This is a genomic window from Arthrospira sp. PCC 8006 (assembly GCF_046480465.1).
GTDB lineage: Bacteria > Cyanobacteriota > Cyanobacteriia > Cyanobacteriales > Microcoleaceae > Limnospira > Limnospira platensis.
In genome coordinates, this window is sequence record NZ_PKGG01000024.1 from 24,232 (window position 1) to 39,068 (window position 14,837).

Here is a 14,837-nt window from a genome sequence, read left to right on the forward strand (position 1 = left end):
TCTGATTAATGTTGGGTTTCACCCAACCTACAATTGAGAGACTTCGCCCCAATTTAGTAGTTGACTAGCTTGGGTCAACCTGCATGAGGTAATTTGCTAATGCTTCGTAGGCCGGTAGAGAAGTCGGGTCAAGTTTGGCATTGCTGGCAACCGGGAAAGAGGCAAACCGAGCAATGACCATATCCGCCGTAGGGTCAACATAAATAGCCTGACCATATACCCCTCTGGCCATGAATGCGCCGTGGTCATTGTGGGTAATCCACCACATACTGCGATAACTCCACCCGTCGAGTAAGGCGTGACCGCCATCAGCAAAAGCGCGGCGATCGCCCCCTTTGCGGATACTCTCAATAGCTTCTGTAGGTACAATCTGTTCATCGCCGACTTTGCCATTATTCAGCATCATTTGCCCAAAGCGAGCCAGATCTCGAAGTCCGAGACTCATGCCACCCCCGGCGAAGGGAGTGCCAATAGAATCAACAGATATGTAGGCATCGAGATCAGCGCCCAGTTTGCCCCAAACTTTCTCCGACAGCACTTCGGTCACGGGTTTTCCGGTGACGCGGCTGATTAACCAACCCAAAACATCCGTGTTGATGGTTTTATAGCCAAAGCTGACCCCATGGTTGCCCTGCTTTTGGACGGTTTGCAAAAATTCAAAATAAGTTCTCGGGCCAGTATAGTCGGCTGGTTTTGGCAGGGGATTGCCAGCGGCCGCGTGTTGCCAGATTTCCGAATCAGGATCGGCATAGTCTTCCCGGTACACGAGCCCAGTGGTCATATCCATCACCTGGCGGACTGTGGCATCGCCAAAGGCGCTCTGGGTAAGTTCCGGGATGTATTCTCCCACCAGCTTGTTTTCGTCGAGTTGCCCTTCAGATACTAAGATTTCCCCTAGGGTGGCAACAAAGGACTTGGTCATAGACATGGCTCCATGACGTTTAGCTGGGTCTAGGCAGCCAGCATAGCTTTCGTAGACGACCTTGCCATGGTGCATGACCAGCATACCGTCAGTGAAATTCGCGGCCAGGGATTCTTTCCAGGTCATGGGCTCAGTGGAACCCAACGGCATAAAGGTAACCTGGTCAATTCCCCTTATTTCAGCAGGTTCTAGGGGAGCTACCTGTGACAGTCTACGGCTAACGGCTTTGGTGGGCATCAACTGTTGGAAATTGCACACAGTCCAGCGCCACTGGGGAAATTGGGCATAGCTGCTGTCGTCAAACCTGATGATTTTATCGGCAGGCGGTGGCGCTCCCTGCATCCATCCTAGGGTTTTGGGGTCTGAGTTTTCGGCAGTCCAGGTCATGGCTTCAGCAAAGGAGTGTTGGTTATCGGTAAGGTGACGATCTGCGATCGCCGTGGTTGAAAGGTTTAAGGTTAGCAACAGGGAACAGCCACCCATAAAAAGGGTTAGCAACAATCGTTTCAAGGTCATCTTTCCAGTAGTTTCCTGACACGAGGAAGTCAATTAACTATTAGTTAAGCGTAATTCCTTAATTTATCCGATTTTGTCCGTATAAGTCGATCGCTCTGTGAGGTTTCCGCCAGTCCCCAAAGATGCGATCGCTTCCGGGTGGCGGATGCCATATCGCCTCAGAAACAAATAAACCCGGTTTCTGTGAGGGTTTCTGTATCTTCACCAAGATATCAACTAGAAACCGGGTTTCATAGTTAATGTCATGCTCACTGGTCTGATTTCACCTCCAAACTTCGTAGGCGGTTAATAGCTGCCGCCAATTCAAAACGTCGGAACATAGCTAAATCTCCCTGGGGAAAAGGACTGATGATATCCAAACCCTTTTCCTGAATATCTGCCATAATCTCATCAAGAATTTCTGGGAGAGTTTTTACCCCATCAATATATCTGTTTTTAGCGTAGACCATCGCCTCAGCGATCGCCCTTAATTGGTCTTTAGAAACCAACTGTTCCACCGCCGATAAATCCACATCCTCCGACCCAAAAGTTACCTCATCCACATCTCGCACTTTCACCCGCACATCTCGCTTTCCACGACTAGGATCAAGACTTTCGGCTAGGGGAACCCGTGGCTTAATCTTACCAAACTTTTGACCGCCTTCTGAGGTGCGACCCGTCCTATATTCAGCCGCGATCGCCTTAGCTTTTTCCGTCAATTCCACTGGCTGAAAATTATCCATAGCTATCACCCTATCAGCCACATCAAAATAATCGCCACTTCCTCCCATCACCAGAATAGTAGACACCCCATAATCATCATAAAGTTGTTTAACCTTATCAATAAAAGGCGTAATCGGTTCCTGTTCCTTCGCAATTAAAGCCTGCATTCGGCGGTCGCGAATCATAAAATTAGTCGCCGCCGTATCCTCATCTACCAGTAACACCGGAGGAGTCGGTTTTTCTCCCAAAATTAATGCTTCCAAGGCTTCCATAATATTAGCAGCTTGGGATGTACTACCACTAGCATTTTCCGTCGAAAAATCAGTAGTCGATCGCCCTTGCGGAAGCTGATTAATAAAAGGTGAAATATCCACCCCCGCCACACTGCGACCATCTTCCGCCCGCACTTTCACAGCAGCCGAGTCCGTCACCACAAATTCTCTGCCATCATCAGGAATATGGTTATAAACGCCCCTCTCAATAGCTTTAAGAAGAGTCGATTTTCCATGATATCCACCCCCTACAATTAGCGTAATTCCCCTAGGAATACCCAAGCCCCTAATCGGTCCCCCGTTGGGTCGGTTTAGTTCAACTTCTAAGGAAGGGGGAGACTGAAAAGCGATCGCATTTTCCCTCGATAATGGGCGGTCATTCACCCCACTTTGGCGCGGTAAAATGGCATCATTAGCAATAAAAGCCACCAGGGAACGATCGCCTAATTGTTGTCGCAGACTTTCCGTATCTTCCACCGTTTCCACATGACGCTGACAGGCGGCTTCGTCTAGGTTTTCGTATTTGAGAGCGCGATCAACAATAGCCGGAATATCCTCACATAACATAGCCGCCGCTTGGCGACCCAGAATATTGCGACCCCTGGCTGGGAGTCCTACAAAAAAGCGAATTTCGATGCCTTTTTCCGAGGTGGCGGCTATCGGTTTCCCCCGTTGTAGCGCCGGGTTCCCTCCTATCGTTTTCGGGGTCGGGTTAGCGACTTGGACTAGGTAGACCGAAGTCCGCGCCAGCACTTCCTGACCAACCCTGGTAATCGCAATCATACCACTTTTACCTGTACCCCGACGACTGCTAATTTCATAAGCCGCCCGGTCAAACTGTCGGGTAAGATAGTCTCTTAGCGCCACTTCTCGGATCGGGTTTTGGTATAGTTGCGGCGGAAAATTAGCGATCGCTGGTGGAATTTGCACCCGCAATTTACTGGGGGAAGCAAAGGGATCGCCCTGGACATAATCAATAATTAGAGTAAAGTCGGGAAATTGATATTCACCGGAGATATCTTTATAGGCTTTATAGCCTCGGTTGTCGAGGTCTAGTAATTTTTGATGCAGATACTGTTTACTATTCATGGGAAAAATTGACCGTTAAAATAGATATGACTTAGGCTTAAATTGGCAGTCCTAATTAATTGGGGATGGCCAGGCTGACAACCGATAGCTGTCCATTGATTAGAACAGACAGTTATGCACCTATAATATTGTAGCATATCGGGAGCCCCATATTCTCAAAGTTTTACGGGCTTTCATCGGGCTGTATATCGAGCAATTTTTCACCAATTTCTACATAGTTTTGATGCTGATAAATATAAGGAACTCTCCTAGATGAAATCTTCAGCAATACCGGAGGTGTAGGAAGTAGGTATTCGTCACTAGGTTCCCACTCATTTGTAATCGCCATCAATGCTTTAATTTCTGTCTCTAGGGTATCTGATAATTCGTTTATTTTAGCTGATTGCTTGATTAATTTTTCCCAGATAATTTGAGCTTGGGCTTGATAGATTTGAGATTGCTTCACCGACAGAGTTGCTTGCAGATTTTTAACCTTCATTACAGCCACTTTAATATCTTGGTCAATATGCTGTAAGTTAACTGGCAGGTCAGCGATCGCTTGTTGTTCTTGGCGATGAAATTCGCTGATAGCTGCCGCTGATTTATCTTCAGGAAATATCAATTTTACCTGAAAAGCTGACCGGATAAGGCGGACGGCATGATATTCAGCGATCGCCTCCTTTAATCTCTGCTGAATTCCGTGGAATTCCTGTTGAAGTTCCCCCAGACTTTTACCCATAACTTTACCTCTAATTTGATGGACTAATCACATGATTGTAAACCAGTTAAAACCACTACTATCCTATCAATAGCCTCTCGTAATTCCTGAGTCGATAAATTCGACTGATTCACTATAATAGCAAAAGCCAAAGGCGAATAACTCTCAGATTTTACATAACCCGCCAGAGAAGACATACCTCTCATAGTGCCAGTTTTTGCCCAAACCCGACCCTGTGCAGGCGTATCTTGAAAGCGTCTTTCCAGAGTGCCACTGACCCCCGCTACCGGGATAGCATCTTGATAAATTTCCCAGTGGGGAGAGTTCCACATTACCCGCAAAGTTTCCACTAAAACTTCCGGAGTAGCCAGGTTATGACGAGACAAACCAGAACCATCTCGCAGCACATATCCTGACCGACTCACCCCTAAATTATCTAGCACTTCCGCTATCATATTTAATCCCGAACTGGCCGCATCTGAACTACGTCTTTGGACTCCCAAAGTCCTGACAATTGCCTCAGCAAATACATTATTACTTTGCATATTTAAAGTCCTCACCAATTCCGACAATGGCGGTGATTCCACCCAGGCAACTTCCGGTTCCGAACCCTGAGAATAATTAGCCAGTATCCCCCGATTGACAGATATTTCCTGTTGTGATAGTATAGTTTTGAACCCATCTAAAAAGTTTTGACCGGGATTAATAACAGCCGCAAAAACATTTTCTGGTTCCGCCCCAATATGCAACTGCCCAGACACCCGAATAATCGGTTCCGTAAAAGAGCGACCAATCGCTACAAATTCCGGTTCTGTAGTGCTAACAGTCCGGGTTTGATTATCAACTTGCCAGCCGATACCTTGTTCAGGTCTAACCCAGGTCACTCTTAAAGGTTGACCCACATTTTCAGTCGGCCATAGTTTCAAATCTAGGGAATTTTGATGTAAAATCAGGCTATTAACCGGGGCTCCATAACCCGCTTGCACATCTTCCCATTCCCAGTTAGGGTTGACAGTCATCCCCGGAAAATATCCGTCCTTAGCCACCAACGTATCAATTTGGGAAATGCCACGATCGCGCAATTGTTGGGCTAAACTTTCCAATTCAGTATTAGTAATCGTAGGGTCGCCTCTTCCCACAATATAAACATTGCCATTGCCACTACTATAAACAGAAGTACGGATGCGAAAATCCGGCCCTAGTGTTTCCATACTCGCTACAGTAGTTAACAGTTTAATAGTCGAGGCGGGGAGAAAAAAACGCTCCGAGTCCAGACTATATAAGACTTGGCCAGAGTCTAGGGACTCAATCAGAATTCCCCAGCGGGAACGAGAAAATTTGGGGTCAAGGGCGATCGCATTAATTTCAGCTTCAAGTACCGCTGGACATATAGACCTAGGTTCGATCGCCATAACTGGCCCTGAGAAACTAAGCAGAGTCGAAATGAGAGCGATCGCAATTGATTTCATAGTCCTTATCTTGGAAAATTGCAGCAAAGATGTGGAAATATATAAACTGTCAGTATTAATTTAATACATATAACTGTCGTGAAAATTTTTGTTTACCATACCCCCGAATTAACTCCTACAGACAGCATTCCCGATTGTGCGATCGTCGTTGATGTACTCCGGGCCACCACCACCATAGCCACAGCCCTCAACGCCGGTGCCGAAGCAGTGCAAGTCTTCAGCGATATCGATGAACTCATGGAAGTTAGCGAAAAATGGCCCGCCGACAAACGCCTACGAGTTGGAGAAAGGGGCGGGCAAAAAGTCCCAGGTTGCGACCTAGGTAATTCTCCCCTCAACTGTACCCCAGAAGTAGTTGAAGGTAAACGACTCTTTATGACCACCACTAACGGGACCCGCGCCCTCCAGACAGTTCAGAATGCCCCCGTAGTCATCACATCAGCTTTAGTCAATCGCCGAACCGTCGTAGAATATCTAATGACCACCAAACCAGAAACCATCTGGATAGTCGCATCAGGTTGGGAAGGTAGCTTTTCCCTAGAAGACACAGCCTGTGCCGGGGCCATTATTCATAGCTTGTGTTCAGAAATGGGTTATCCCATAGATCACCTAGGGGGCAATGATGAAGTTTTTGGTGCTGTAGCCCTTTATTACCAGTGGCAAAATCAACTATATAAACTCATGAATACCGCCAGCCATGGTCAACGTCTAGTACGTCTGGAATCCTACGACGACCTGAAATATTGCGCTGACACAGACATTGTAACTGTCCTGCCCATCCAAAGCCAACCTGGGGTCTTAATTAAATCCCAAATGAAAATGCAGAGTCTTCAATATTGGATAGAACAACCCCTCGCCTTTTGATAACTCATCCCGTTACCGCCACTATAGGATCTTAACGGGAGATTCATAAACTCCATGGGTTTGATTAGGAATGGGTTTGATCAACAAATATATCCCCCTTCCATGCTACCCATTGGAGTTAGTCATATCACAATGACCACCAAAGTTTGATAGTGTTGTCACCACTGCCACTAGCCAGCGTTTGACCATCTTGGCTAAATGCCACAGAATTAACCGGGTCAGAATGTCCAGTCAGCGTGTGTCGCAGCTTACCTGTCCTCACATCCCAAAGTTTGATAGTGTTGTCAAGACTCCCACTAGCCAGAGTTTGACCATCCCGGCTGAATGCTACAGACCAAACCCAGCCATAATGTCCAGTTAGCGTGTGTCGGAGCTGGCCTGTTCTCACATCCCAAAGTTTGACAGTCTTGTCAAAACTGGCACTAGCCAGGGTTTTACCATCCCGGCTGAATGCTACAGACCTAACCCAGTCAGAATGTCCAGTCAGCGTCTCGCGTAGCTTACCTGTCTTCACCTCCCACAGTTTAATAGTCTTGTCAGAACTCCCACTAGCCAGAGTTTGACCATCCCGGCTGAATGCCACAGAATAAACCCTGTCAGAATGCCCAGTCAGAGTGTGGCGAACCTTACCTGTCCTCACATCCCACAGTTTGATAGTCTTGTCAAAACTCCCACTAGCCAGAGTGTGACCATCCCGACTGAATGCCACAGACCTAACCCAGTCAGGATGTCCAGTCAGCGTCTCGCGTAGCTTACCTGTCGTCACATCCCAAAGTTTGATAGTATTGTCCCCACTCCCACTACATAGGGTTTGACCATCCCGGCTGAATGCCACAGAACTAACCCAGTCAGAATGTCCAGTCAGCGTCTCGCGTAGCTTACCTGTCGTCACATCCCAAAGTTTGATAGTCTTGTCAGAACTCCCACTAGCCAGGGTTTGATTATCCGGGCTGAATGCTACGGAATAAACCGAGTTAGAATGCCCCATGAGAGTTTTTTGTAGACAAGAATTGTTAGGGGGAAAAACAGGACGGACAGTATTTATAACTTGTGGAACAGAGAGTTGACAACCATCCACACGAGATAAAAGATGTCCTACCCATCCACCACCCACATTTCCAATACTCCATGAACCAACAACACCCAAAGGAAGGTGTCCTTCTGGTGCAGTAATATCAAAAATAATATCTTTCCAACCCAACCAATTTTGGGATTTTTTCCATCCTACCCTTTCTCCAAAAGATTCCCAAATTGTTGAGTTACACTCTTTGGTTCCCCCCAAACTTTTATAGATGCGTTGCTGCACAGAAAAACCAAAGCGCCCATGGCTATATTTGAGCCATAATTGGTCAATAGTGCGGAGGTCTTTACAGGGAAATTTCTCAGTAGTTGTACTATCTAACCAACCTTTGTCTTCCCGCTTACCCACAACTAAGATAACGCGCCTTGTTTCCTCGTCTGCTTCTTTCCACTTCCCCCCAGCGAGTAAGTCACGCAACCTTCTGTAGTCCATCCCCACGGCGGACTTTAATTCCCCCCCTTCCCCTACAGGCTTAGGAGGAAGAGGCGGACTAACAACATTCATCACCTCTTCCACAGACTGATAACGGTGTTTTGGTATAGGATTTGCTAACTTATCCAAAATATTACCCAATTCATCACTGACAACATTCCCATTCAATGAATCTCGCCACACCCATTTTCCATTCATCGGGTCATATAAATCAAAGGGGCTAACTCCTGTTAATAAATGCAGACAAGTTACCCCTAAACTATATAAATCACTCATAAATACAGCTTTCCCCATAGACTGCTCCGGGGCGCAATATTCCGCCGAACCGATAATTGTTCCAGTAGCTGTGCGCTGCTGTTGTTGGACGACCTTAGCTGCCCCAAAATCTACTAAAAATAACTTATTATCACTACGGCGGCGAATGATATTCTCTGGTTTAATATCTCTGTGAATTACCTGCTGACCATGAACAAACTTTAAGATTTTCAACAGTCCTATTAATAATCCTCTCACCTGGGTTGGTGAAAAAAAACCGTTTTGATCTAACTCAGATTTTAGGGTTTCCCCTTCGACAAACTCCTGAACCAAATATTGACGATTATCTGTGGTGAAATAAGCCATTAATTCGGGAATTTGGGGATGTTTGCCCAGTTGTTCTAAACGTTGTGCTTCTTGTGCAAATAATTGAGAAGCCTTTTCGGTACTGTCTGTTCCTTGAGCTTGGGGGAGGAATTGCTTAATTACACAATAGGGTTTTGAGGGTTTATCTTCGTCAATAGCCAGAAATGTCCGACCAAAACCGCCTTGTCCTAAAATTGACTGGGGCGCATACCTTTCTCGCAGGAGTAACTTGTTACCGCACTTTTGGCAAAATTGGGAAGTATCAAGGTTAGGCTGGAGACAGTCGGGGTTGAGACATTGACGCATAGGTTCATACTAGAGACTGTTTCTTTATGGATAATAAAAACTTTCTGGCTATGATATCATAAATAAGGATTCATGAACTACTCTCCTTTTTTCTGGTGGGAGAAATAATTGAGCAATTTTTGAACTCCCCTGTCCCGGTATGGGAAAGGAGTTGGGGGTGAGGGTTGAGAGTATGGTTGAGCAGGAAAGACAGACCGACGCACTGGTTGATATTTGATGACCAAAAACTGAAAACCCGGCTTCGGCAAAGAAACCAGGTTTTCTGTTGTCACAATGTCTTAATTAGACTTATTCACCATCATCAGTTTCCGACTGCTGAAAAGCCTTAGCAGTTTTCTCTTTATCCAACTTGAGAATCAGCACGCCGAGAGGAGGCAGACACAAATCAAGGGATTGGGGATAATTATGGAACCACCACTCATCAGTCCATTTTCCGCCCAAATTACCCATATTGCTGCCGCCGTATTCGCCAGAATCGCTATTAAACAATTCCGTATAGAAGCCGACTTCGGGAACGCCGACGCGGTAATGGCTATGGGGTTGGGGGGTGAAATTACAAACCACCACTACGAACTCATCGGTATCTTTAGAGCGGCGGATAAAAGAGACCACGCTATGGCGATTATCGGTACAATCAACCCACTGGAACCCGGCTTCCGCAAAATCCTGGTCATAGAGGGCGGGTTCACTGCGGTAGAGAGTATTTATATCTTTAAAAAAGCGCTGAATCCCTTTGTGTGCATCAAACTGCAACATTTCCCATTCCAAGGTTCCCCAAGCATTCCACTCCTTCCATTGAGCAAACTCCATCCCCATAAAGATAGTTTTCTTGCCAGGGTGAGCAAACATATAGGTAAATAAAGCCCGGACATTAGCAAATTTTTGCCAATCATCCCCTGGCATTTTACCGAGGATATTGCTTTTACCATGTACGACCTCATCATGGGACAAGGCTAACATGAAATTCTCGCTGTGGTGATACCACATACTAAAGGTAATGTTATTTTGGTGGAACTGGCGGAACCAGGGGTCCATGTGGAAATAATCCAACATATCGTGCATCCAACCCATGTTCCACTTGAGGTTAAAGCCTAAGCCACCGACATAGGTAGGCCAGGAAACCATTGGCCAGGAAGTGGATTCTTCAGCAATGGAGAGGATACCAGGGAAGTAGCTAAAAATGACATGGTTAGTCTGGCGAATGAAGTCAGCAGCTTCGATATTTTCGCACCCGCCATAATCGTTAGCGACCCATTCCCCATCTTCGCGACAATAGTTGAGGTAAAGCATGGAAGCGACAGCATCAACGCGAATGCCATCGATGTGATACTTCTCAAACCAGAACAGAGCATTAGCTACCAGGAAGTTACGGACTTCATTGCGGGAGTAATTAAATACTAGGGTTCCCCATCCTTTGTGTTCACCTTTGCGGGGGTCTCCGTGTTCGTAAAGGTGGGTTCCGTCAAAGAATGCTAACCCGTGACCGTCTTTGGGGAAGTGACCAGGTACCCAGTCCACGATTATCCCAATACCGTTTTGGTGACACTTATCTACGAAGTACATAAAATCTTCGGGGGTGCCAAATCGGGAAGTGGGAGCATAGTAGCCTGTAACCTGATAACCCCAGGAGCCATCAAAGGGGTGTTCGGCAACTGGTAGAATTTCGATATGGGTAAAACCTAGTTCTTTGACGTAGGGAATCATTTGATCGGCCATTTCCCGATAGGTAAAGAACCGACTACCAGGATCAAGTTCTACGGCTTGGACTGGAGGCTCAACGGTTCCATCGGGTAATGTGTGGGGTTCAGAAAAGGGAGCGCGATTCCAAGAACCTAGGTGACATTCATAAACGGAGACGGGGTGGTCGAGGGGGTCGGTGTTCCGCCGCTTTTCCATCCATTCGTCATCGTTCCACTTGTAGTTATTTAACTCAGCTACAATTGAAGCGGTTTTGGGTCGGACTTCCTGTTGGAAGCCGTAGGGGTCGGATTTTTCGTAAATGTGACCCTCGAAGTTTTTGATTTCGTATTTGTAGGCTTCTCCTGCGCCAATTTCAGGAATAAAGAGTTCCCAGACTCCGTTACCAAATTTCCGCATTTGGTGTTTGCGACCATCCCAGTGGTTAAAGTTCCCCAGAATTGAGACGTTGCGAGCGTTGGGAGCCCAAACGGCAAAGTAGACGCCATCCACGCCATTTAGGTTCATGGGGTGAGCGCCGAGTTTTTCGTAAATACGATGGTGATTACCTTCGGTGAATAGGTGAATATCAAAATCGGTTAATTTGGGGGAACGGAAAGCATAGGGGTCGTGGGTGACGCGCTCGTGTTCTCCTTCCTTGAAGCGCAGTTTATAGTTTTTCAGTTCGGGAATATCAATAACACACTCGAAGAAGTGGGGGTTATGAACGGAGTACATGGGGTACTCTTTCCGTTCTTCGGGTAGTACAACCCATGCTGCATCAGCGGTGGGGAGATAGGCTCGCACGGCCCATAGGCTTTTTCCATCTTTCTCAATTTGATGGGGGCCTAGGACTTCAAAGGGGTCGTGGTGATGGTTCCAAACAATCTTGTCAATCTGATCTAATGCTATGGTCATGGATATCAAACGCTCTACAACAAAAAGATTACTAGAGTTAACACTCCCACAAATTCAATTTAATGGGATTTCTTCGACTGCCAGCACAGAAACGCGGTTCTGAACCTACAGTCCCTAGATCGAAAAAGGCATTTAGGCTATGGGGTAGCCAGCCAGCTTTCGGTGTGTGTTCTGGAGGCAGCACACAACCACATTGGTCAACTGTAAGCTAGATCATCGGTTCCAATCAGCCTTAATTCCTCGATCGCCAATTGGCTAATTGCTCGGTGAATTTGAGCCGCGATCGCGTCCTAGGAGTTTCCGCCTAAGTATTGCCGTTACAGAATCGGGCATTTGGATTAGGGGCTAATTTAACACAAGTATACAAAGTTGGGTGAAACTTGGGACATTTATCAGCCAAAATTCAGGGTTCAAGATACACCAGAGCATATCATCTGTGGTACAATAACCCTAATGTTTTTGTGGTTGCCTGAAAGGTCTGAGCAAAACTAACTAACTAACATTGTGATCAGGTGTAAGTGATGACTGTTGCCTTTAAACCCCGCCGCCCCAGTAAACGGGTCGAGGTGAATCCTTTTGTACAGGTCCGAAAGTCTCACAATGTGATTCCTCTCGATCGCATTCGTCAGAACCGGATGGTCAAACCGACTCCCTACTCCCGGGAGGAATCTCCCATTAGGACGATAGAGGCTAAAACTACAACAGTGGTGGAAGTGCTGCCTAGGCGGCAGGAACTACCGCTATGGTTGAAGGGCCTAATTACGGTGAAACAAATATCATCGGTGGCAGCCTGTGTGTTGATGGGAGGTGCTATGACTTTCTATGGGCTGAAGGTTTATGGGGAGTCTCGCTGGACAGGAGAATATCCGAGACTAGAACATCTGCGACAACAAGAGCAACAACTGCGGCTGGCTAAGGAAATACTCAAACATACTATTGTAGAATCAGCTCAAGATCCTGATGCGGGTTTGGAAATTCCTACGCCAGATAATATTATATATGTACAACCGGCAGAGCCGCGTCCGGCTACGGGGCGAGAACTTTCCTCGATTGTCAATCCTCCCTGGTCTTCGCCACCTCAAACAAATCAGCCTTTGGCTTATTAGCGATCGCTAGATGGTTGTTAAGCGTCTATATAGCCTACAACCCCTATTCTACCGTTACTTAGGTGTTACTCAAAGCCATAACAGAGTAACAAGTGAGTAAAAAATGAGTAACGCTACTGATACCCCTACAGTAGGGGGAAAGGGCAACTACGATGAGAGTTACGCTAGATTCTTGAAAGCCTATCAAGACTTTAAAGGGGAATGTCCCAAAGGAGTGACACTCAAACTACAAAAGTCCGGGGCTAGGTACAATCTACTATTGCAGTTTAAGCAACCAYCTACCGGRAAACGGCTACCCAAAACGGCTAACCTTGAATGTACTCCAGAAGGGGTGATAGACGGGGTTAAGAAAGCTAAACTGGTATCAGAAGCCCTAGGGACTATCACTAGCGCTAGTGAATTTTGGGATTGGTACGATAAAACCATCCTAGGGAAAAATCAGATTGAGGATAATCTGATAACCTATCGGGACATCTTTAAACAAATTGAGGATGAGTATTTTGCGGGGTACAACCGCAACACAGGTCGGAAGCGTTCCCGCGATATCGCTAGTGACTTAGTGTCTTACGAGACTACTAAAGAGGTATTTTTCAAGTTGTTTCCTAACTGGGATGAATATCCTAGCTGGGAGAGTTTTAAGGCTATGCTATATATTCCCTTGCAGAATGGAGAGCGATTAATAGGCTCCAAAACTTTCAAGGAACGTTACTACATCTTAAAAGCCATAGCTAAGAAATCACCTAACAAAGAACACTTACTTAAAAAGCTTGAACCTATTGACCCCAAACAAACGCAATTCAAAAAGAAACAACGGATAGGCATCGATGCCTTTAAGGATTGGTGGTATAGCGCCAAACAAGAAGCCTATACTATTAAAAATCACCAACATCAATCAACAAGGCATAGCTGGTTATGGGTGACTGGTATGGCAGTAATGTACGGGTTAAGACCTACCGAGATAGCCGCCGCTGTTAATCTAACTAAGCCATTTGTAACTGAAGATGGCGTAATCATCAAAGCACTATCAGACCCCGATAATCAGGATAATTACTTGGTGCTAGGTGACTATGTTTACTTTACTGACGCAGAAGGTAGGAAAGTGAGTATTAAAACAGGTGGACGGGTTGTAGCCCCAATACCTAGCCTTGATATGTTTGATTTCCTAGAATTGAAACGGCCGTTGTTACCAGAATATAGCCCAAAAAAAGGCAGTCAACCCAGAACCATAATCGGAGGATTTGATGGAACATTTACCAAACGCATTTTTTCTATGAAATGTCCCGTAACTCAAAAATATGCTTTTCGTAGACTGTACAACCTGTTAGGTGAAAAGTATGGATTGCCTATTGAGTTGCGAGCAAGACTTATGGGACATAGCACAATCGTCAATGAGGGTAAATACAAGACGGAAGGCATTGACGCTACCTTAGAAGTCCTCAAAGGGGTTTCTAAGTTACCTATACCATTGAACGTGGCTATAGAACGGTTAACAGCGTTAGGGGTTGATATTGATGCTCCAGAAGCTAAATTATTTCTCAGAGTTATCTATCAGATAGATTAATCTAATCGTCAACCTTTCATAAATTAACACCCCTAGATTAAACCCCTAGGGGTTATTTTATGGCTACAGATTGATGGATCCTGCTATGGTTTTGAGTAACACCTAAGTAACGGTAGAATAGGGGTTATAGGCTATATAGTGGGTTCAAGTCCTTCAGGGCGCGTTAACTATAAACCCTTATCCTGACAGCGATAGCGGGTTATTACTCAACCCCTATATCCTATTGAGTTACTCAGATATTACTCACAATCTAGTCCTAGCACAGGAAAATAATTCTGTCAACAGGTTGATTACTCAGTCAACAAGCACAACTTAATCAATCTGTCAAATACCCATACCACCCCCCAACCAAACACCGATAGGGTAACTCCCTTGTGATACCCGTCAATGGCAAGCCTATCGGTTCGTTACGAACCATTGACTGCTATCCCVTCGGTCGCACCCCCAAGAGTGTTTGTTTCGGTTGGTGGGGAGGGTATGTTTCAAAATCAACACGATAGCCGTAGGTATCCGTAGGGGGAACCCACTAGGTTATCAATGTACAACGATACTCCTATCAATGTACAAAGATATCAGNCCGNCTACCTGGNTCCCTATGGGNGTC

The 14,837-nt window shown here is 45.9% G+C and carries 9 protein-coding genes; 3 read left to right on the forward strand and 6 right to left on the reverse strand.

Going from position 1 to position 14,837, the window contains the following annotated elements; translation table 11 throughout:
- Window positions 1-64: 64 nt before the first annotated feature.
- The 4 genes from B9T16_RS06275 to dacB form a co-directional block, all read right to left on the reverse strand.
- Window positions 65-1,438, reverse strand: coding sequence for a serine hydrolase domain-containing protein (locus B9T16_RS06275; protein WP_006618663.1), 1,374 nt, complete (start codon window positions 1,436-1,438; stop codon window positions 65-67).
- 248 nt (window positions 1,439-1,686) lie between these two features.
- On the reverse strand, window positions 1,687-3,501 hold the full coding sequence (locus tag B9T16_RS06280) for an ABC-ATPase domain-containing protein (protein WP_006618664.1): 1,815 nt from the start codon (window positions 3,499-3,501) through the stop codon (window positions 1,687-1,689).
- A 163-nt stretch (window positions 3,502-3,664) separates the two neighbouring features.
- A complete protein-coding gene (locus B9T16_RS06285) occupies window positions 3,665-4,219 on the reverse strand; it encodes a hypothetical protein (protein ID WP_014274180.1) in 555 nt (184 codons plus the stop codon).
- 23 nt (window positions 4,220-4,242) lie between these two features.
- On the reverse strand, window positions 4,243-5,667 hold the full coding sequence (gene dacB, locus B9T16_RS06290; protein ID WP_014274181.1) for a D-alanyl-D-alanine carboxypeptidase/D-alanyl-D-alanine-endopeptidase: 1,425 nt from the start codon (window positions 5,665-5,667) through the stop codon (window positions 4,243-4,245).
- A gap of 78 nt (window positions 5,668-5,745) precedes the next feature.
- Here dacB and B9T16_RS06295 point away from each other — a divergent pair, with 78 nt between their 5' ends.
- A complete protein-coding gene (locus tag B9T16_RS06295; RefSeq protein WP_014274182.1) occupies window positions 5,746-6,531 on the forward strand; it encodes a 2-phosphosulfolactate phosphatase family protein in 786 nt (261 codons plus the stop codon).
- A 127-nt stretch (window positions 6,532-6,658) separates the two neighbouring features.
- Here B9T16_RS06295 and B9T16_RS06300 read toward each other — a convergent pair whose 3' ends face one another.
- The gene (locus B9T16_RS06300) at window positions 6,659-8,971 is read right to left on the reverse strand and encodes a GUN4 domain-containing protein (RefSeq protein ID WP_014274183.1); all 2,313 of its coding nucleotides are present in this window, start codon (window positions 8,969-8,971) and stop codon (window positions 6,659-6,661) included.
- Between the two features lie 288 nt (window positions 8,972-9,259).
- Complete coding sequence (gene glgB / locus B9T16_RS06305; protein ID WP_006616628.1) at window positions 9,260-11,566, reverse strand: 1,4-alpha-glucan branching enzyme; 2,307 nt, start codon at window positions 11,564-11,566, stop codon at window positions 9,260-9,262.
- A gap of 521 nt (window positions 11,567-12,087) precedes the next feature.
- On the opposite strand from glgB, the gene B9T16_RS06310 reads away from it, so the two are divergent.
- Window positions 12,088-12,672 carry a hypothetical protein gene (locus B9T16_RS06310; RefSeq protein ID WP_006616629.1) on the forward strand — a complete coding sequence of 195 codons (585 nt, stop codon included), beginning with the start codon at window positions 12,088-12,090 and terminating at the stop codon, window positions 12,670-12,672.
- Between the two features lie 103 nt (window positions 12,673-12,775).
- Window positions 12,776-14,233, forward strand: coding sequence for a recombinase (locus B9T16_RS06315; protein WP_410244324.1), 1,458 nt, complete (start codon window positions 12,776-12,778; stop codon window positions 14,231-14,233).
- The last annotated feature ends 604 nt before the right edge of the window (window positions 14,234-14,837 follow it).

What these genes read in the sequence shown, in the direction of transcription:
- B9T16_RS06275 (WP_006618663.1), bottom strand. Translation starts at nt 1,438, where the DNA reads ATGACCTTGAAACGATTGTTGCTAACCCTTTTTATGGGTGGCTGTTCC.
- B9T16_RS06280 (WP_006618664.1), bottom strand. Translation starts at nt 3,501, where the DNA reads ATGAATAGTAAACAGTATCTGCATCAAAAATTACTAGACCTCGACAAC.
- B9T16_RS06285 (WP_014274180.1), bottom strand. Translation starts at nt 4,219, where the DNA reads ATGGGTAAAAGTCTGGGGGAACTTCAACAGGAATTCCACGGAATTCAG.
- dacB (WP_014274181.1), bottom strand. Translation starts at nt 5,667, where the DNA reads ATGAAATCAATTGCGATCGCTCTCATTTCGACTCTGCTTAGTTTCTCA.
- B9T16_RS06300 (WP_014274183.1), bottom strand. Translation starts at nt 8,971, where the DNA reads ATGCGTCAATGTCTCAACCCCGACTGTCTCCAGCCTAACCTTGATACT.
- glgB (WP_006616628.1), bottom strand. Translation starts at nt 11,566, where the DNA reads ATGACCATAGCATTAGATCAGATTGACAAGATTGTTTGGAACCATCAC.
- B9T16_RS06310 (WP_006616629.1), top strand. Translation starts at nt 12,088, where the DNA reads ATGACTGTTGCCTTTAAACCCCGCCGCCCCAGTAAACGGGTCGAGGTG.